This is a genomic window from Pseudomonas sp. PS01300 (genome assembly GCF_029960155.1).
GTDB lineage: Bacteria > Pseudomonadota > Gammaproteobacteria > Pseudomonadales > Pseudomonadaceae > Aquipseudomonas > Aquipseudomonas palmensis.
This window is the reverse complement of record NZ_JASCPN010000006.1, coordinates 1-17844: the sequence shown is the minus strand read 5'-3', so window position 1 is coordinate 17844 and position 17844 is coordinate 1. Positions and strand designations below refer to the sequence as shown.

Below are 17844 nucleotides of genomic sequence, written 5' to 3'. Positions count from 1 at the left end.
AATCAAATACGAGTTGAAGGCATTGGCATGAGTGAAGATGCGCAAGATGTAGTACTGGTCGTCGAAGACGAACCGGTCATTCGCATGATCCTGAAGGACTATCTTCAAGGCGAGGGCTATCACGTGCTGGTGGCCGAAGATGGCGAGCAGGCATTCAAGATCCTGGCCAGCAAGCCGCACCTGGACCTTATCGTGACCGACTTCCGCCTGCCGGGCGGCATTTCAGGGGTACAGATCGCCGAACCTGCGGTCAAGCTGCGCCCGGACCTGAAGGTGATCTTCATCAGTGGCTACCCGGCGGAGATCCGCGAGTCGGGCAGCCCGATCGCGTTCAAGGCACCGATCCTGGCCAAGCCGTTCGACCTGGACAGCCTGCGCGACCAGATTCAGGAACTCCTGAAATAGGCCTGACGTTGGCGTGAGTTCAAGCGGCAGCGTCCAGCGCACCGGTCTGCAGGGTGCGCTCTATCGCCCCCAGCAGCATGTTTTCCATCAGCGCCAGGCGTTGTGGCTGCCCCAGCGGTGAGGCCTGCAACCAGCCGGGCAGGCTGTTGAGCAGCGTGGCGATGACATGGCCGGTCGCCTCCCGGGCTGGCGGCGGCAGGGCCGCGTGAGGGGCGATCAACTGTAACAGGCGGGTTTCGTATTCACGGCGCAGCTGGGCGATGCGTGCCTGTTGTTCCTCGCTCAGGCAGCACAGGTCACGCTCGGCCAGGCGAAACTGCAACGGGCGCTCGGCATGCAGCGCCCAGTGTGCCTTTATCACCCGGCTCAACGCCGTGGCCCCGGGCTTGCCGCGCCCACGGGGCTGCAGGGTGGCCAGCAACTCCTCGAACAGCTCTTCGATCAGGTCGAACAGCAGGTGCTGCTTGCTCGGGAAGTGGTGATACAGCGAGCCCGCCGTCAGCCCCAGGTGGCTGGCCAGTTCACGCATGCTGACCTGGCCGAACCCCTTGACCGCAAAGAGTTCGAGTGCCTTGTCCCGACGTTCTTCAAAGTTGGCGCAACGTTCGGCGCAGGTCTGCGGCATGCCCGTACCTCAGTAGGTGAAGAAGCCGCGGCCGCTCTTGCGCCCCAGGTAGCCGGCGGCGACCATTTCCTTGAGCAGGGCAGCGGGGCGGTACTTGCTGTCGTTGAAGCCGTCGTGGAACGACTCGATGATCGCCAGCAGCGTGTCCAGGCCGATCAGGTCGGCCAGGGCCAGCGGGCCGATGGGCTGGTTGCAGCCCAGGCGCATGCCGGTGTCGATGTCCTCGGCGCTGGCCAGGCCTTCCTGCAGCACCATGATTGCCTCGTTGATCATCGGCACCAGGATGCGGTTGACCACGAAGCCCGGGCGGTTGCCGGCACTGATGGCGGTCTTGCCCACGCGCTCGGTCAGGGCCATGGCGCTGGCGTAGGTGGCATCGCTTGTCTGCAGGCCGCGAATGATCTCGACCAGCGCCATCATCGGCACCGGGTTGAAGAAGTGCACGCCGATGAAACGTTCGGGCTGGCTCACCGATGCGCCCAGCTGGGTGATCGACAGCGACGAGGTGTTGGTGGCGATGACGCAGTCGTCGGCCACGCTGGCGGCCACCTGCTGCAGAATCTTCACCTTCAGGGCGAGGTTCTCGGTGGCTGCCTCGATCACCAGCTGCGCGCCCTTGAGCTGCGCGTAGTCGGTGCTGGTGGCGATGCGCGTCAGGGCTGCCTCGGCCTGTTCGGCCTGCAGGGTCTGCTTGCTGACCTGGCGCTCCAGGTTCTTGCGCAGGGTGGCCAGGCCACGCTCCAGCGCGGCCTCGGACACGTCGATCAGGGTGACCTGGTAGCCGGCCACTGCACACACCTGGGCAATCCCGTTGCCCATGGTGCCGGCGCCGATCACGGCGATGTTTTCAATACTCACGGTTAACTCCGACTCAAACACGTTCGAACACGACGGCGATACCCTGACCGCCGCCGATGCACATGGTGGCCAGCGCGTAGCGGCCCTGGATACGTTGCAGCTCATGGATCGCCTTGGTGGCGATGATGGCCCCGGTGGCTCCCACCGGGTGGCCCAGGGAAATGCCCGAGCCGTTGGGGTTGACCTTTTCGGGGTCCAGGCCCAGTTCCCGCGACACGGCGCAGGCCTGGGCAGCGAAGGCTTCGTTGGACTCGATCACGTCCAGGTCGGCGACGCTCAGGCCGGCCTTTTCCAGCACCTTGCGCGTGGCCGGCACCGGGCCCAGGCCCATCAGCTCGGGCTCGACGCCTGCATGTGCATAGGCCACCAGGCGCGCCAGCGGGCGCAAGCCCAGGCGCTCGACCATTTCGCCGGTGGCCAGCACCAGGGCGCCGGCGCCGTCGTTGAGGCCGCTGGCGTTGCCGGCGGTGACGGTGCCGTCCTTCTTGAAGGCAGGCTTCATGCCGGCCAGTTGCTCGGCACTCACATCGCCACGCACATGCTCGTCCACCTCGAAACGTACCGGACCTTTGCGGCTCGGGATCTCGATGGGCACGATCTGGCTGGTGAAGCGGCCTTCGGCGATGGCGCGGGCGGCGCGCTGCTGGCTGGTCAGGGCCACCTCGTCCTGCATCTGGCGGGTGATGCCGTTTTTCGCCGCCACGTTCTCGGCGGTGATGCCCATGTGAAAGCCTTCGAACGGGTCCTGCAGAATGCCCAGCATGTAGTCGACACCCTTCAGGTCACCCATGCGCGCGCCCCAGCGCGCCTGCGGCAGCAGGTACGGGCCGCGGCTCATGGATTCGGCGCCGGCGGCAATCACCGCCTCGGCCTCGCCCAGCAGCAGGCTCTGCGCGGCCGAGACGATGGCCTGCAGGCCCGAGCCGCACAGGCGGTTGACGTTGAATGCCGGGGTTTCCTTGGGTACGCCGGCGTTCATCGCAGCCACGCGGCCAAGGTACGCGTCACGCGGCTCGGTGGGGATCACGTTGCCCATGACCATGTGGCCGATCTGTTCGGGGGCAATGCCGGAGCGTTCGATGGCGGCGCGGGTCACCTGGGTGGCCAGGTCGGCCAGGGGCAGGTCCTTGAGCGAGCCGCCGAAGGTGCCGATGGCCGAGCGAACGGCGCTCACTACATAGATTTGCGGGGTGTTCATACGCGACTCCAGTGTGCGAAAGCGTGGCGGGGCGCTGCCTGGCTCTGCCAGAATGGCGCCCGGGGCCACGCTCGGGATGGGTTCGAGTCTAGGCAAAGGTCACGCCTGGGCCTATGCCATAACTGCCCAGCGAGGCTGGCACTTTTTGCCATATTCTTACGCTGCATAGCGGAAACAGTCATGCGGGAAAACGATTCGGTCGCGGTGTACTTCGTGCACATCATGCTGCACACACTGCGCCAACAGCCGGCGCGCGCCAGTGCGTTGCTGGTGCAGGCGGGCATCGACCCGGCGGTGGTGGACGCACCCGATGCACGGGTGCCGGCCAGGGCGTTCGCACGGCTGTGGCTGCTGCTCATTGAAGACCTGGGCGACGAATTCTTCAACCTCGACAGCCACGGCATGCCGCTGGGCAGTTTCGCCCTGATCTGTCGTGGGCTGATCCAGGAGCCGACGCTGGAAAAGGCCTTGCGCCAGTGCCTGAGCAACTTCGGCCTGTTCCTGCGTGACGTGCGCGGGCGCCTGGTGGTGCGTGGGCAGCGTGCGGTGATCAGCCTGGAGTCGCATTTCGACGATGCGCAGACTCGGGTATATGCAGAGGAGACCTTCCTGGTGCTGGTGGTCAGCCTGCTGTGCTGGCTGGGGGGGCGGCGCATCGCCATCGACCGTACCGAACTGCGCGACGGGCGTGCGGTGCTGGAGGACGACGCGTTGCTGTGGGGGCCGAACCTGCAGTTGGGCAGTGGCCGCACCCAGGTCGAGTTCTCGGCGCACTACCTGCGCTTGCCGGTGGTGCAGGACCTGGGTGCGCTCAAGACCTTCCTGCGCAGTGCGCCGCAGTGGCTGGTGGTGCGCTACCGCAACCAGAACGGATTGGCGGCGCGGGTATACCGGCATCTGCGCGGGCGTCAGTACGGGCAGTGGCCAACCTTGCTGGGCATGGCGGCAGCCGAGGGCCTGAGCCCGAGCAGTTTTCGCCGGCAGTTGGAGCGTGAGGGGTGTTCGTACCAGCAGATCAAGGACGAGGTGCGCCGTGCACTGGCGTTCGAGTGTCTGCGCGATGGTGTGTTGAGCGTGGCGCAGATTGCCGAGCAGACCGGCTTCCAGGAGCCCAGCGCGTTTCATCGCGCGTTCAAGAAATGGACGGGGGAGAGCCCGGGGAGCTACCGGGCGCGGGTGGCGGGGGAGTAGGGGGCTGGCCCCCTCGACACCCTGCGCGCTGCTCGCACAGGGTCTGCAGCAGCTCGCGCAGCGCCAGGCCATCGGCGTCCAGCCCCTTGCGCCCGTACAACGCCAGCTCCAGGCCCTGGACCGGGGTAAACCCCTGCGCTTCACCCAGCACCCGATGGGTCGGCAACACGCTGCGGGTCGGTATCAGGCTCACGCCCAACCCCGCACTCACCGCCGCCCCCAGGCTGGCCAGACTGGTGCTCGAATAGCTGATACGCCAGCTGCGCCCACGGGCTTCCAGCGCATTGATCATTTCCTGCCGGTACAGCGCCCCCACCGGAAACACCACCAGCGGCACCGGGTCGGCCAGCTGCGTCTGCCCGGCACTGCACACCCACGACAACGGCTCGCGCCAGCCGGCATGGCGGTCGCGGTCCGCACCCCATTGCTTGACCAGCAGCAAGTCCAGCTCGCCATCACGGTACAGGCGCAGCAGCGGGCTGCTCAGCCCGCTCTCGACCTCCAGGCGCACATGCGGGCGCTCGCCGATGAACCGGCTCAATGGCTCGGTCAGCACTTCCCCGGCCAGGTCTTCCGGCACCCCCAGGCGTAGTGCCCGTTGCGCCTGCACCGGGCTGAACGCCTGGCGCGCCTCTTCGTCCAGGCGCAGCAGGCGCCGGGCATACCCCAGCAGGCGCTCGCCGTCTTCGGTCGGCCACACCTGGCGCTGGCTGCGATCCAGCAGGCGCACCCCCAGGTGCTGCTCCAGCCGGATGATCTGCTGGCTGATGGTCGACTGGGTCAGGTGCAGGCGCTCGGCGGCGCGGGTGAAATTGCCGGTTTCCACCACGGTCACGAAGCTGCGCAGCAGTACGGGGTCAAGCATTCGATTACCCACTGGTATGCATGAAATCAATTAATTTCATGCTACACCCCAAGCCTCGGATAATCCCGCTTCATTGCACCAAAGGAGGCGCCATGTCATTGCTCAGACACTGGATGTACGGGGTTGCCGGGCTGTGCGCCAGCCTCGGCATCGCCGGGGCCGCCGGGGCGGCCGACACCTTGCTCGAAGCCGCCGCCAGCGGCAACCCCACCCGCGTCGGCGCCTTGCTGGCCCAGGGCGCCGACGTCGATCAGCGCGACTCGCGCAACAATACGCCGCTGCTGCTGGCCACCGCCGGCGGGCATGTGGCGGCGGCGCGCCGGTTGATCGACGCCGGCGCCGACGTCAACGCCAGCAATTGGATGCACGACAGCCCGTATCTGCTGGCCGGCGCCGAAGGCCAGTTGCAGATTCTGGAGATGACCCTGGCCCATGGCGCGGACCTCAAGAGCACCAACCGCTATGGCGGCACGGCGCTGATCCCCGCATGCGAGCGCGGCCATGTCGAGGTGGTCGCTCGCCTGCTGGCCGCCGGCGTTGCACCCGACCACGTGAACTCGCTGGGCTGGACCGGGCTGCTCGAAGCCATCCTGCTCAGCGATGGCGGCCCGCGTCACCAGGCCATCGTGCAACTGCTGATCGACGCCGGTGCCGACGTCAACCTTGCCGACCGCCAGGGCGTGACGCCCCTGCAGCACGCCCGGGAACGCGGCCAGCAGCGGATCGTCGAGTTGCTGCTGGCCCACGATGCCCATTGAACCTGACAGGAGCCTGACCATGGCCAACGAACATTTCATGCAGCAAGCGCTGGGGCTGGCCCGGGCTAACATCCAGGCCGGCGGCCGCCCGTTCGCGGCGGTGCTGGTGCACCAGGGCCGGGTGATCGCCGAGGCGGTCAACCAGATCCACCTGACCCAGGACCCGACCGCCCACGCCGAACTGCAGGCCATCCGCCTGGCCAGCCAGGTGCTCGGCAGCCCGCGCCTGGAAGGCTGCGAAATCTACGCCACCGGCCACCCCTGCCCGATGTGCCTGGCCGCCATGCACCTGTGCGGTATCGAGCGCGCCTGGTTCGCCTACAGCAACGAAGACGGCGAGCCCTATGGCCTGTCGACGGCAGCGGTGTACGTGCAGATGGCACGCCCGCCGCAGCAGCAGTCGCTGCCCCTGGCACCCCTGAAGCCAGCCGGCGAGCAGGGCCTGTACGCCGCCTGGCGGCAGGTGCAGGGGTGATGCGCGAGCAGGCTCGCAGTACCTTGCTGCTGTTGCTGGTGGTGGTGATGGCGCTGAACCTGCGCCCCATCCTCACCAGCATCGGCCCATTGCTGGAGGCCATCCGCCAGAGCACCGGCATCGGCTACCAGCAGGCCGCGCTGCTGACCGCCTTGCCCGTGCTGTGCATGGGGCTGGTGCCCTTGCTGCAACCCTGGTTGCGCCGCTGGGTCAGCGAGCAGGGCGCGATGCTCGCCGGGCTGGCCGCCATCGCGCTGGCCTGCGCCTGGCGCCTGACCCTCGACTCCGCCGCTGCGCTGATCGCCAGCGCAGCATTGGCCGGGCTTGGGGTGGCCTGCATTCAGGCGCTGATGCCGGGGCTGGTCAACCGGCGGTTTCCTCACCGCCTGGCCATGGCCATGGGTGTGTATTCGGCAGCCCTGATGAGCGGCGGCGGGGCCGCCGCCGTGCTCGGGCCGCGGGTGGCCGAGCAGTTCTCGCACTGGCAGGCAGGCCTGGGCATCTGGCTGTTGCCGGCCTTGCTGGCGTTCGCGGTATGGGCCTGGGTGCGCCCGCAGCTCGAAGCGGCGGTCGGCGGCGCAGGTGCCAGCGGGCACCTGTTCGGCAGCCGTCGGGCATGGCTGCTGGCGGTCTATTTCGGGCTGATCAATGGCGGCTACACCAGCATGGTGGCGTGGCTGCCGGCCTACTACCAGCAGGTCGGCGGCAGTGCCCAGGGCGGTGGCGAGCTGGTGGGGCTGATGACCGTGTTCCAGGTGGCCGGCGCCCTCGGGCTGCCCTTGCTGCTGCGTCGCCTGGTGGATCGGCGCCCCGGCCTGTGGCTGGCGTTGACCGTGCAACTGGCAGGCTTTGTCGGCCTGCTGCTGGCCCCGGCGATCGCCGGGCTATGGGTGGCCCTGATCGGCTTCGGCCTGGGCGCGTGCTTCAGCCTCAGCCTCACGCTGACCCTCGAACACCTCAAGGCCCCGGCCAGTGCGGGGGCGCTGGCGGCGTTCGTGCAGGGCGTGGGCTTCATCATCACCGGCATCGTGCCTTACGTCACCGGCTGGTTGCGCGACGTCAGCGGCGACTTCCAGGCCTCCTGGCTGCTGCTGAGCGTGACGGTGCTGCTGATGCTGCTGGTGACCTGGCGCTTCGCCCCCAGCGGCTATGCGCAGGCGATGGGCATGCCGTTGATCCGCGAAAGCGACGCCAGGGCAGGCATGGCACCACACTGAAAGGGTCGGCGCGCGCCGGTGCCGGGCGTGCCTTCCATTTCACGGGAGAACTGTCATGACGCTGCGAATGCTGCTGCCCCTGGCGCTGTTGCTGGCCGGTGCCGCCCAGGCCCAGACAACCACGGTCTATCAGTACGGCATGCCACTGGACGTGGCGCGCGTGGTGCAACTGGACGAGCCGGCCACCGAGGTCTGCGACGTGGTGAAGGCGTACATGACCTACGTGGACTCTGCCGGCCGGCAGCACACCGTGCAGTACCTGAAACTGGCCAAGGTGTGCACCGACCGCGGTTGATCAGTCCCAGGCGGGTGCAAGCGACTCGGGGTCGACCAGGCGCTCGCCCTTGTCCAGGCCGGCAATCTGCGCCATGTCCTGTTCGCTCAGGCGCAGCTGCGCTGCCTTCAGGTTGCTGGCCAGGTTTTCACGCCGGGTCGAGGAGGGGATCACCGCATAGCCCAGCTGCATCGCCCAGGCCAGGGCCACCTGCGCCGGGGTGGCGCCATGGTGTTCGGCGATCTGCTGGATCAGCGGATCGTGCAGCACCTTGCCATAGCCCAGGGTCATGTAGGAGGTCACCGCGATGCCCTGTTCGTGCATGAAATCCACCAGCGTGCGGTTCTGCAGGTAGGGGTGCAGCTCGATCTGGTTGGTGGCGATCTGTTCGGCGCCAACCACCTCGATGGCCTGACGCAGCAAGGCGATGGTGAAGTTGGACACGCCGATCTGGCGGGTCAGGCCCTGGCGCTTCGCTTCGAGCAGGGCGCCCATGAACTCGGCCACCGGCACGGCGCCCTTGGGCGACGGCCAATGGATCAGGGTCAGGTCCAGATAGTCGGTGCCCAGCTTGTGCAGGCTCTCTTTCAGGCTGGGGATCAGCTTGTCGGCGCCCAGGTTCTCGGTCCAGATCTTGCTGGTCAGGAACAGCTCGTTGCGTGCAACGCCGCTGGCGGCGATGGCGTGCCCGACGTCGGCCTCGTTGCCGTAGATCTGCGCGGTGTCGATGGCCCGGTAGCCCAGTTCGAGGGCCTGGCTGACCGAGTCGATGACCACCTGGTCCTTGAGCCGGAAGGTGCCCAGGCCGAGCAGGGGAATAGTCATGGAGTGCGTCCTCTTGTGTGGGATGTAATGCGGTGAGGCGCAGTATCGGACAGCGCACGGCGCTGAAAAACACCGCCCGCGGCACAACTTTTTTGAGCGTGCGGCACGAATCGCCCTGGCGGTGGTAGCCTTGCAGGGTCATCCGCAACGGACCCGCCCATGGCCGCGCACAAGCACAGCATTCGCCAACGCAATGTCGACAGCATCCTGCTGGCAGCAGAAAAGGTCTTTGCCGAGAAGGGCTTCGCCGGCACGGCCATGGCCGACATCGCCGAGGCCGCCGCGCTGCCGCGCAGCAACGTGCACTATTACTTCAGCACCAAGGCCGAGCTGTACCAGGCGGTGCTGTTCGGCTTGCTGGAAGTGTGGAAGCAGGACGCCCTGTGCTTCGAGCTCTACGATGACCCGCGCATCGTGCTCAGCACCTATATCCGCGCCAAGATGAACCATTCCTGGACCCGCCCGCACGGTTCCAAGGTGTGGGCGAACGAGATCATCCACGGTGCGCCGCACCTGGGGGCGGCGCTGGATGACAGCCTGTACGGATGGGCCAAGCTCAAGGAGGGCAAGATTCGCCAGTGGGTCGAGGACGGGCGGATTCTGCCGGTGGAGCCCTCGGGGCTGCTGTACATGATCTGGGCCTCGACCCAGCACTACGCCGACTTCAGCCACCAGGTGAACCTGCTCAACGCGCACCAGCCGCTGAGCGAACCGCAGTTCGAGCGGGCGTTGCAGACGGTGACCAGTGTGATACTGCGTGGGATCGGGCTGGAGCCCTGAAGGTCGATTGCGGCCTACCGCGGGTCAGCAATGCCCGTGTGGGAGCGGGCTTGACCCGCGATGGGGGCAGAACAGATTCAGCGTGCCGTCAGGTGCATCGCCAGCTGAACCAGCCCTATCAGCACCAGGATGAACACCAGCGTGAAGGCCGTGCCCAGCGCAATGAAGTGCGCGGGCTTGCCGTGGGTGAAGTCGCGGGCGCGGTTCTTGCCGGTCTGCACGCCAAAGGCTGCAGCCAGCACGCTGTGCAGCATTTGCCAGAAGGTCGGCGGTTTGTGTTCGGCCGGGTCTTCCATGATCTGCTCCTGTAAAAGGCTTCAGCTCAGTGTAGACCCTTGCCTCACCAGCGCTTAGTTGTCGTACCCCAGGTTGGGCGCCAGCCAGCGCTCGGTTACCGCCAGGTCCTGCCCCTTGCGCGCGGTGTAGCTCTGGACCTGGTCCTTGTCGACCTTGCCCACGGCAAAGTACTGCGCCTGCGGGTGGGCAAAGTACCAGCCGCTGACCGCCGCCGCCGGGAACATCGCGAAGTGCTCGGTGAGGAACACGCCGCTCGGGCCGGTCTCGCCGATCGCCGTGCCGTCGAGCAGGCGGAACAGGGTTTCCTTCTCGGTGTGGTCCGGGCACGCCGGGTAGCCCGGGGCAGGGCGGATACCCGCGTACTGCTCCTTGATCAGCGCCTCGTTGTCCAGGTGCTCGTCCTTGGCATAGCCCCAGTACTCCTTGCGCACCTGCTCGTGCAGCCACTCGGCGCAGGCCTCGGCCAGGCGGTCGGCCAGGGCCTTGACCATGATCGAGCTGTAGTCGTCGCCCTTGTCCTGGTAGGCCTTGGCCACTTCCTCGGCGCCGATGCCGGCGGTGGTGATGAAGCCGCCCACGTAGTCGGTGATGCCGCTGTCCTTGGGCGCCACGAAGTCCGCCAGGCAGAAATTGGGCTTGCTGTCGGGCTTGATCGTCTGCTGGCGCAGGTGGTGCAGCAGGGCCAGGGGCTGGCCGTCATCGCCGTACACCTCGATGTCGTCGTGCGCCACCTGGTTGGCCGGCCAGAAGCCGAACACCGCGCGGGCACTGATCAGCTTCTCGTCGATCAGCTTGGCCAGCATTTCCTGTGCATCGGCGAACAGGGCGGTGGCCGCTTCGCCCACCACCTCGTCGTTGAGGATGCGCGGGTACTTGCCAGCCAGGTCCCAGGAGATGAAGAACGGCGTCCAGTCGATGTACTCGGCCAGCACCTTGAGGTCGATGTTCTCCAGCACGCGGGTACCGGTAAAGGTCGGTGCCACCGGCTGGTAGGCAGACCAGTCGTATTTCGGCTTGGCCTCGATCGACTGCGCATAGCTCAGGCGCTCGGTGCGCGCGCTGCGGTTGGCGGTGCGTTCGCGCACCTCCACGTAGTCCTCGCGGGTCTTGTGCACGAAGGCCGGCTTGAGCTCTTTGGACAGCAACTGCGTGGCCACGCCCACCGCACGCGAGGCGTCGGTCACGTAGACCACCGCGTCGTTGCTGTACTTGGGCTCGATCTTCACCGCGGTATGCGCCTTGGAGGTGGTTGCCCCCCCGATCATCAGCGGCAGGTGGAAGTCCTGGCGCTGCATCTCGCGGGCCACGTGCACCATTTCGTCCAGCGACGGGGTGATCAGCCCCGACAGGCCGATGATGTCGCACTTCTGCTCGCGCGCCACCTGCAGGATCTTCTCGGCCGGTACCATCACGCCCAGGTCGACGATGTCGTAGCCGTTGCAGCCGAGCACCACGCCGACGATGTTCTTGCCGATATCGTGCACGTCGCCCTTGACCGTGGCCATCAGGATCTTGCCCTTGGCCTCGGGCTTGTCGCCTTTTTCCAGTTCGATGAACGGGATCAGGTGAGCCACCGCCTGCTTCATCACCCGCGCCGACTTGACCACCTGGGGCAGGAACATCTTGCCTGCGCCGAACAGGTCGCCCACCACGTTCATGCCGCTCATCAGCGGCCCCTCGATCACCTCGATGGGGCGCGCGCACTGCTGGCGGCACTCCTCGGTGTCCTCGACGATGAACGCGGTGATGCCCTTGACCAGGGCGTGCTCGAGGCGCTTGTCCACCGGCAGCGAACGCCACTCCTCGTTCTCGACCTCCTTGACCGCGCCGCCGCCCTTGTAGTCGTCGGCAATCGCCAGCAGCGCATCGGTGCCGTCGGGGGTGCGGTTGAGCACCACGTCCTCGACCTTCTCGCGCAGCAGCGCCGGGATCTCGTCGTAGATCTCCAGCTGGCCGGCGTTGACGATGCCCATGGTCAGGCCGTTCTGGATCGCGTGGTAGAGGAACACCGAGTGGATCGCCTCGCGCACCGGGTTGTTGCCACGGAACGAGAACGACACGTTGGATACCCCGCCGGAGGTCAGTGCATACGGCAGGTGGTCGCGGATGTAGGCACAGGCCTCGATGAAGTCCACCGCGTAGTTGTTGTGTTCCTCGATGCCGGTGGCCACGGCGAAGATGTTCGGGTCGAAGATGATGTCTTCGGGCGGGAAGCCCACCTCATCGACCAGGATGTCGTAGCTGCGCTTGCAGATCTCGCGCTTGCGGGCGGCGGTATCGGCCTGGCCGACCTCGTCGAAGGCCATCACCACCACGGCGGCGCCGTAGCGCTTGCACAGGCGGGCATGGTGCTTGAACGCCTCGACGCCTTCCTTCATCGAGATCGAGTTGACGATGCCCTTGCCCTGGATGCACTTGAGGCCGGCCTCGATCACTTCCCACTTGGAGGAGTCGATCATGATCGGCACCCGGGAGATGTCGGGTTCGCCGGCGATCAGGTTGAGGAACTTGACCATGGCCGCCTGGGAATCGAGCATCCCTTCGTCCATGTTGATGTCGATCACCTGGGCGCCGGCCTCGACCTGCTGCAGGGCCACTTCCAGCGCCTCGGTGTAGTTCTCTTCACGGATCAGCCGCGCGAAACGGGCGGAACCTGTGATGTTGGTGCGTTCGCCGACGTTGACGAACAGCGAGCTGCGGTCGATGGTGAACGGCTCCAGGCCCGACAGGCGGCAGGCCCTGGGAATCTCGGGGATCGCCCGTGGCGGGTACTTGGCCACTGCCTCGGCGATGGCCTGGATATGCCCCGGGGTGGTGCCGCAGCAACCGCCGATGATGTTCAGAAACCCACTGGCGGCGAACTCTTCGATCACCGCGGCGGTTTCGGCCGGGGTCTCGTCGTACTCGCCGAAGGCGTTCGGCAGGCCGGCGTTGGGGTGCGCCGAAACGTGGGTGCCGGCCTTGTTCGACAGCTCTTCGAGGTAGGGGCGCAGGTCCTTGGCGCCCAGTGCGCAGTTCAGGCCCACCGAGATCGGGTTGGCGTGGCGCACCGAGTTCCAGAACGCCTCGGTGGTCTGGCCCGAGAGGGTACGGCCCGAGGCGTCGGTGATGGTGCCCGAGATCATGATCGGCAGCTCGATGCCGTCGTCCTCGAACACCTGCTGCACGGCGAAGATCGCCGCCTTGGCATTGAGGGTGTCGAAGATGGTCTCGATCAGGATCAGGTCGGCGCCGCCCTCGATCAGGCCGCGGGTGGCCTCGATGTAGTTTTCCACCAGCAGGTCGAAGGTGACGTTGCGGTAGCCGGGGTCGTTGACATCCGGGGAGATCGAGCAGGTCCGGCTGGTGGGGCCCAGCACCCCGGCGACGAAGCGCGGCTTGTCGGGGGTTTCGAGGGTCTTGGCATCGGCCACCTGGCGGGCGATGCGCGCACCTTCCACGTTGAGTTCGTACACCAGCGATTCCATGCCGTAGTCGGCCTGGGATACCTGGGTGGCGTTGAAGGTGTTGGTTTCGAGGATGTCGGCGCCGGCATCCAGGTAGGCTTTCTCGATGGCCGCGATCACGTCGGGGCGCGAAAGCAGCAGCAGGTCGTTGTTACCCTTGACGTCGCTAGGCCAGTCGGCAAAGCGCGTGCCACGATAGTCGTGTTCCTCCAGGCGGTAGCTTTGGATCATAGTACCCATGCCGCCATCGAGGATCAGTATGCGCTCTTTGAGGGCTTGCTGAAGTGCTTGGTAACGGGCGCTGCGGTCAGACATAGGACTACCTGGTCGGGCAAATACAAAAGTTGCGGAATAATAACAAACCTGCGCGGTTTTTAGGCGTGTTGCCGGTTTGCATGAATTTGATTCATGTTGGCACGCTGCCGCCACCGGTAGAATCGTGAAGCTATCAATACCCAGGACATTCGGCACATGGTGCATCGTTTACTTGCCGGCGCCTTCGCACTGCTCATCAGCGGCGCGGCGCTCGGACAAGCCCCCGTCACAAGCCCGGCTATTTCCTATACCCGGGACATCCAACCGATCTTCACCGAGAAGTGCGTTGCCTGCCATGCCTGCAACGACGCGGCCTGCCAGCTGAACCTGGGCAGTGCCGAGGGCGCCGCGCGCGGTGCCTCCAAGGTGCCTGTGTATCAGGGCGACCGCAGTACGGCGGTCGCGCCGACCCGGCTTTTCTACGACGCGCACAGCGTCGAGGCCTGGCAGCGCAAGGGCTTCAGTTCGGTGCTCGACAGCCAGGGCAGCCAGGCCGCGCTGATGGCGCGCATGCTCGAGCTGGGCCACAACACGCCGCTCACCCCCAACGCCAAGCTGCCCGAGGAGATCGTGCTGGGGCTCAACCGCAACAACATGTGCCCGCTGCCCGGCGAGTTCGACGCCTACGCCGGCGCCCACCCCAGGGAGGGCATGCCGCTGGCCGTCACCGGCCTTACCGATGCCGAGTACCAGACCCTGCAGCGCTGGTTCGCCGCCGGTGCGCCGGTGGAGTACAACCCGATCCAGCCAAGTGCCAGCGAGGCCGCGCAGATCACCGAGTGGGAGGCGCTGCTCAACCGCCCCGGGTCCACCGAGGCGCTGGTGGGGCGCTGGCTGTACGAGCACCTGTTCCTGGCGCACATCTACTTTGTCGGCGGCGAGCAGGGCCACTTCTTCCAGTGGGTGCGCTCGCGCACGCCCAGCGGCCAGCCGATCGACCTGATCGCCACACGCCGCCCCAACGATCCGCCCGGCACCGACTTCTACTACCGCCTGATGCCCGTGCAGGGCGTGATCGTGCACAAGACCCACATCACCTACCCGATGGGGCCGAACAAGCTCAAGCGCGTCAAGCAGCTGTTCTACAGCGGCGACTGGCATGCCACGGCCTTGCCCGGCTACGGCCCGCGCCACCGCGCCAACCCGTTCGAGACCTTCGAGGCGATCCCGGCGATAGCGCGCTACCAGTTCATGCTCGATAACGCCGAGTACTTCGTGCGCACCTTCATTCGCGGCCCGGTATGCCGTGGGCAGATCGCCACCGACGTGATCCGCGACAACTTCTGGACCCTGTTCCAGGAGCCGGCACACGACCGCTACATCACCGATGCCGAGTACCGCGGCAAGGCCACGCCCCTGTTGGCGATGCCCGGTCAGATCGACGACGTGGGCAGCATCCTGACCCTGTGGCACGCCTACCGCGACAAGCGCAACGAGTACGAAAAACTGCGCCGCGACGCCTATGCCGACCTGCCGCCACCGAGCTGGTCGAGCCTGTGGGCCGGCAACGACAATGCCTTGCTGACCATCTTCCGCCACTTCGACAGCGCCTCGGTGAGCAAGGGCCTGATCGGCGATGTGCCCAAGACCCTGTGGCTGTTCGACTACCCGCTGTTCGAGCGCACCTATTACCAGCTGGCGGTGAATTTCGACGTGTACGGCAACGTCTCGCACCAGGCGCAGACGCGCCTGTACTTCGACCTGATCCGCAACGGGGCCGAGGTCAACTTCCTGCGCCTGATGCCGGCCAAGCAGCGCAGCGACATCCTCGGCGACTGGTACCAGAACAGCGGCAAGGTCAAGATGTGGCTGGACTACGAGGCGATCGACAGCAAGACCCCGACCGCCCTCAAGCTCGACCCGCGCGACCCCAAGCGCGACTTCGGCCTCAAGCTGGTGGAGCGCACCGGCAGCCTGAACGCCGCGCCCGATCCGATCAACCGCTGCCAGGGCGCGTACTGCTCGCTGCCCGGCAGCGAGGAGTTCCGTGACGTGGAGCAGGCCCTGAGCCGGCTGGCCTCGCGCCCGGCGGCCGGGCTCAAGGTGATCGGCCAGCTGCCCGAGGCGACCATGCTGCGCATCGAAGGGCAGGGCGGCCAGCGCAAGGTCTACAGCCTGCTGCGCAACCGCGCCCACAGCAACGTGGCCTTCATGCTCGGCGAGGCCTACCGCTACCAGCCGGGGCTGGACACCCTGACCCTCTACCCGGGGGTGATGAGCAGCTACCCCAACTTCATGTTCAACATTCCGGCCAGCGACGTGCCCGAGTGGGTCGAGGACATGGAGGCGGCGCGGGACGATCCGGCCCGCTTCGAGCGCATCGTCATGCGCTGGGGCGTGCGCCGCAGCCACCCGCAGTTCTGGCAGTACTTTCATGACCTGAGCCGCTACATCCAGCAGACCGATCCGGTGGAGGCCGGCGTGCTCGACATGAACCGCTACGAGAACCTCTGAAGCAACCGCCGGGCAGATCGGGCTGATCTTTCCCGGCCTTTCGTAGTCCCACCCGCAAGCGGTCCCGATTTGTGCGGGGCCAGGGTGGGGTAACGAGAGACGGGAATCGACATGCTGTTTTCGCTTCAGGCATTGAGGGCGCTCGCCGCCTGGGTGGTGGTCTGTCACCACTTCATGCAGATCTTCTTCGACTTCAAGGCCAGCGGCCCGGTAGGGCAGTTTCTGGCCGATCGCGGTGCGGTCGGGGTGGACATCTTCTTCGTCATCAGCGGGCTGGTGATCTACCTCTCGACCCGCGACAAACCCATGGCGCCCCGGCGCTTTCTGCTCAACCGGGTGCTGCGCATCGTGCCGGCCTACTGGTTCTATACCGGCCTGATGGCGCTGCTGCTGGTGGTGGCCAGCCAGTGGATGCCGCACCAGACCCTGGAGCTGTCGCACCTGCTGCTGTCGCTGCTGTTCATTCCGGCGGAAAACCCCGGCGGCTACGGCCTGTACCCCACGCTCAACGTGGGCTGGACGCTGAACTACGAGATGTTCTTCTACCTGCTGTTCTCATTGGTGTTCCTGGTGCGCCAGCGCCATCACCTGTGGCTGGTGGCGCTGGCGCTGTTCGCGGTCAGCGAGGTGCTCACCGGCCTGGGCGTGCTGGGGCGGTTCTACAGCAACAACATCATCTACGAGTTCCTGCTGGGCGTAGCCATCGGCGTGCTCTACCGACGCGGCTGGATTGCCCAGGGGCTGTGGCTGCCGTTGCTGACCCTGGCGGCCGCATCGGTGGCGATCTATCGCCTGGATAATTCGTCGCGCCTGCTGCACTGGGGCCTGCCGAGCGCGCTGATCGTGCTGGCGTGCATCTCGCTGGAGCCGTATTTCAAGGGCAACCGGGTGCTCAAGGCCCTGGGCGACTGCTCCTATTCGGTGTACCTGATCCATGTGCTGGTGCTATACGGCGGCTGGTTTGCCAGCGAGCGTCTGGGGCTCAACCCCTACCTGGTGTTCGCGCTGTGCGTGCCGCTGATCGGCGGGGCGTCGTGGGCCAGTTACCGCTGGCTGGAAAAGGGCCTGTACCGGCGCATGAGTGGCTGGTTCGAGGCGCGTCTGGGCCCGGCGGTGCCGGTGGCACTTTCCCGACAGAATTACTAGGACTTTGTTCGCCGGCCGTGTTGGCGTAAACTGCGCACAAGTCTGTGAGGAACTTACATGAGCGCCATAACGATTACCGACGCCGCGCACGATTACCTGGCCGATCTGCTGGAAAAGCAGAATACCCCAGGCATTGGCATTCGCATTTTCATTACCCAGCCGGGTACGAGCTACGCCGAAACCTGCATTGCCTACTGCAAGCCAGGTGAAGAAAAGCCGGAAGACGAAGCGGTGGGGCTCAAGTCCTTCACCGCCTACCTGGATGCGGTCAGCATCCCGTTTCTGGAGGATGCGGTGGTGGACTACGCCACCGACCGCATGGGCGGCCAGCTGACCATCAAGGCGCCGAACGCCAAGGTGCCAATGGTCAATGCCGACAGCCCGATCAACGAGCGCATCAACTACTACCTGCAAACCGAGATCAACCCGGGGCTGGCCAGCCACGGCGGTCAGGTCAACCTGATCGAAGTAGTCGAGGACGGCATTGCGGTGCTGCAGTTCGGCGGTGGTTGCCAGGGTTGCGGCCAGGCCGACGTTACCTTGCGCGAAGGCATCGAGCGCACCTTGCTCGAACGCATTCCGGAGCTCAAGGGCGTGCGTGACGTGACCGACCATTCGCAGAAAGAAAACGCCTACTACTGACAGTTATGCCCAATCGCGGGTCAAGCCCGCTCCCACAAGGATCACCGTAGCCGTTGTGGGAGCGGGCTTGACC

At 66.0% G+C, this 17844-nt stretch carries 17 protein-coding genes; 10 read left to right on the top strand and 7 right to left on the bottom strand.

The window, feature by feature from the left end; genetic code table 11:
• The first annotated feature begins 27 nt into the window (after nt 1–27).
• A complete protein-coding gene (locus tag QMX96_RS05270; protein ID WP_043861756.1) occupies nt 28–405 on the top strand; it encodes a response regulator in 378 nt (125 codons plus the stop codon).
• A 19-nt stretch (nt 406–424) separates the two neighbouring features.
• Here QMX96_RS05270 and QMX96_RS05265 read toward each other — a convergent pair whose 3' ends face one another.
• Genes QMX96_RS05265 through QMX96_RS05255 form a run of 3 tightly spaced genes read right to left on the bottom strand, consistent with a single transcriptional unit; the run spans nt 425 to nt 3086 of the window.
• Nucleotides 425–1030: a TetR/AcrR family transcriptional regulator gene (locus QMX96_RS05265; protein WP_282361314.1), complete on the bottom strand. Its 606-nt coding sequence runs from the start codon at nt 1028–1030 to the stop codon at nt 425–427.
• 9 nt (nt 1031–1039) lie between these two features.
• A complete protein-coding gene (locus QMX96_RS05260) occupies nt 1040–1888 on the bottom strand; it encodes a 3-hydroxybutyryl-CoA dehydrogenase (protein ID WP_043861758.1) in 849 nt (282 codons plus the stop codon).
• A 13-nt stretch (nt 1889–1901) separates the two neighbouring features.
• Complete coding sequence (locus QMX96_RS05255) at nt 1902–3086, bottom strand: acetyl-CoA C-acyltransferase family protein (protein WP_043861759.1); 1185 nt, start codon at nt 3084–3086, stop codon at nt 1902–1904.
• A gap of 180 nt (nt 3087–3266) precedes the next feature.
• Between QMX96_RS05255 and QMX96_RS05250 the strand changes: the two genes are divergently transcribed.
• Entirely contained in the window at nt 3267–4277 is a 1011-nt protein-coding gene (locus QMX96_RS05250) for an AraC family transcriptional regulator (protein WP_058540352.1), read from the top strand.
• Here QMX96_RS05250 and QMX96_RS05245 read toward each other — a convergent pair.
• Nucleotides 4219–5142, bottom strand: a complete 924-nt coding sequence (locus tag QMX96_RS05245) for a LysR substrate-binding domain-containing protein (RefSeq protein WP_081315101.1) — start codon at nt 5140–5142, stop codon at nt 4219–4221. The two genes, QMX96_RS05250 and QMX96_RS05245, sit on opposite strands and share 59 nt — an antisense overlap.
• A 113-nt stretch (nt 5143–5255) precedes the next feature.
• Here QMX96_RS05245 and QMX96_RS05240 point away from each other — a divergent pair, with 113 nt between their 5' ends.
• Genes QMX96_RS05240 through QMX96_RS05225 form a run of 4 tightly spaced genes read left to right on the top strand, consistent with a single transcriptional unit; the run spans nt 5256 to nt 7887 of the window.
• Nucleotides 5256–5900, top strand: coding sequence for an ankyrin repeat domain-containing protein (locus tag QMX96_RS05240; protein ID WP_043864086.1), 645 nt, complete (start codon nt 5256–5258; stop codon nt 5898–5900).
• A 19-nt stretch (nt 5901–5919) separates the two neighbouring features.
• Nucleotides 5920–6375 carry a nucleoside deaminase gene (locus QMX96_RS05235; RefSeq protein WP_058540350.1) on the top strand — a complete coding sequence of 152 codons (456 nt, stop codon included), beginning with the start codon at nt 5920–5922 and terminating at the stop codon, nt 6373–6375.
• Complete coding sequence (locus QMX96_RS05230) at nt 6375–7592, top strand: cyanate transporter (protein WP_282361313.1); 1218 nt, start codon at nt 6375–6377, stop codon at nt 7590–7592. Before QMX96_RS05235 ends, QMX96_RS05230 begins: the two co-directional genes overlap by 1 nt.
• Before the next feature lie 55 nt (nt 7593–7647).
• Nucleotides 7648–7887 carry a DUF2790 domain-containing protein gene (locus tag QMX96_RS05225; RefSeq protein ID WP_043864083.1) on the top strand — a complete coding sequence of 80 codons (240 nt, stop codon included), beginning with the start codon at nt 7648–7650 and terminating at the stop codon, nt 7885–7887.
• On the opposite strand, the gene dkgB is transcribed toward QMX96_RS05225, so the two are convergent.
• On the bottom strand, nt 7888–8691 hold the full coding sequence (dkgB, locus tag QMX96_RS05220) for a 2,5-didehydrogluconate reductase DkgB (protein WP_078481166.1): 804 nt from the start codon (nt 8689–8691) through the stop codon (nt 7888–7890).
• A 159-nt stretch (nt 8692–8850) separates the two neighbouring features.
• Here dkgB and QMX96_RS05215 point away from each other — a divergent pair, with 159 nt between their 5' ends.
• Nucleotides 8851–9471 carry a TetR/AcrR family transcriptional regulator gene (locus QMX96_RS05215; RefSeq protein ID WP_043864081.1) on the top strand — a complete coding sequence of 207 codons (621 nt, stop codon included), beginning with the start codon at nt 8851–8853 and terminating at the stop codon, nt 9469–9471.
• A 77-nt stretch (nt 9472–9548) separates the two neighbouring features.
• On the opposite strand, the gene QMX96_RS05210 is transcribed toward QMX96_RS05215, so the two are convergent.
• Together QMX96_RS05210 and metH are read right to left on the bottom strand one after the other, a co-directional pair.
• The gene (locus tag QMX96_RS05210) at nt 9549–9767 is read right to left on the bottom strand and encodes a DUF2970 domain-containing protein (protein ID WP_043864080.1); all 219 of its coding nucleotides are present in this window, start codon (nt 9765–9767) and stop codon (nt 9549–9551) included.
• 54 nt (nt 9768–9821) lie between these two features.
• Entirely contained in the window at nt 9822–13529 is a 3708-nt protein-coding gene (gene metH, locus QMX96_RS05205; RefSeq protein WP_058540347.1) for a methionine synthase, read from the bottom strand.
• A gap of 156 nt (nt 13530–13685) precedes the next feature.
• Here metH and QMX96_RS05200 point away from each other — a divergent pair, with 156 nt between their 5' ends.
• The 3 genes from QMX96_RS05200 (at nt 13686) to nfuA (ending at nt 17771) form a co-directional block, all read left to right on the top strand.
• On the top strand, nt 13686–15983 hold the full coding sequence (locus QMX96_RS05200; RefSeq protein ID WP_054914322.1) for a fatty acid cis/trans isomerase: 2298 nt from the start codon (nt 13686–13688) through the stop codon (nt 15981–15983).
• 111 nt (nt 15984–16094) lie between these two features.
• Entirely contained in the window at nt 16095–17129 is a 1035-nt protein-coding gene (locus tag QMX96_RS05195) for an acyltransferase (RefSeq protein ID WP_104572570.1), read from the top strand.
• Between the two features lie 57 nt (nt 17130–17186).
• The gene (nfuA, locus tag QMX96_RS05190; RefSeq protein WP_043864076.1) at nt 17187–17771 is read left to right on the top strand and encodes a Fe-S biogenesis protein NfuA; all 585 of its coding nucleotides are present in this window, start codon (nt 17187–17189) and stop codon (nt 17769–17771) included.
• The last annotated feature ends 73 nt before the right edge of the window (nt 17772–17844 follow it).

Coding starts and splice junctions, on each gene's coding strand:
- nfuA (WP_043864076.1), top strand. CDS start 17,187: ATGAGCGCCATAACGATTACCGACGCCGCGCACGATTACCTGGCCGAT.
- QMX96_RS05270 (WP_043861756.1), top strand. CDS start 28: ATGAGTGAAGATGCGCAAGATGTAGTACTGGTCGTCGAAGACGAACCG.
- QMX96_RS05235 (WP_058540350.1), top strand. CDS start 5,920: ATGGCCAACGAACATTTCATGCAGCAAGCGCTGGGGCTGGCCCGGGCT.
- QMX96_RS05250 (WP_058540352.1), top strand. CDS start 3,267: ATGCGGGAAAACGATTCGGTCGCGGTGTACTTCGTGCACATCATGCTG.
- metH (WP_058540347.1), bottom strand. CDS start 13,529: ATGTCTGACCGCAGCGCCCGTTACCAAGCACTTCAGCAAGCCCTCAAA.
- QMX96_RS05255 (WP_043861759.1), bottom strand. CDS start 3,086: ATGAACACCCCGCAAATCTATGTAGTGAGCGCCGTTCGCTCGGCCATC.
- QMX96_RS05225 (WP_043864083.1), top strand. CDS start 7,648: ATGACGCTGCGAATGCTGCTGCCCCTGGCGCTGTTGCTGGCCGGTGCC.
- QMX96_RS05210 (WP_043864080.1), bottom strand. CDS start 9,767: ATGGAAGACCCGGCCGAACACAAACCGCCGACCTTCTGGCAAATGCTG.
- QMX96_RS05230 (WP_282361313.1), top strand. CDS start 6,375: ATGCGCGAGCAGGCTCGCAGTACCTTGCTGCTGTTGCTGGTGGTGGTG.
- QMX96_RS05215 (WP_043864081.1), top strand. CDS start 8,851: ATGGCCGCGCACAAGCACAGCATTCGCCAACGCAATGTCGACAGCATC.
- QMX96_RS05240 (WP_043864086.1), top strand. CDS start 5,256: ATGTACGGGGTTGCCGGGCTGTGCGCCAGCCTCGGCATCGCCGGGGCC.
- dkgB (WP_078481166.1), bottom strand. CDS start 8,691: ATGACTATTCCCCTGCTCGGCCTGGGCACCTTCCGGCTCAAGGACCAG.
- QMX96_RS05200 (WP_054914322.1), top strand. CDS start 13,686: ATGGTGCATCGTTTACTTGCCGGCGCCTTCGCACTGCTCATCAGCGGC.
- QMX96_RS05265 (WP_282361314.1), bottom strand. CDS start 1,030: ATGCCGCAGACCTGCGCCGAACGTTGCGCCAACTTTGAAGAACGTCGG.
- QMX96_RS05245 (WP_081315101.1), bottom strand. CDS start 5,142: ATGCTTGACCCCGTACTGCTGCGCAGCTTCGTGACCGTGGTGGAAACC.
- QMX96_RS05195 (WP_104572570.1), top strand. CDS start 16,095: ATGCTGTTTTCGCTTCAGGCATTGAGGGCGCTCGCCGCCTGGGTGGTG.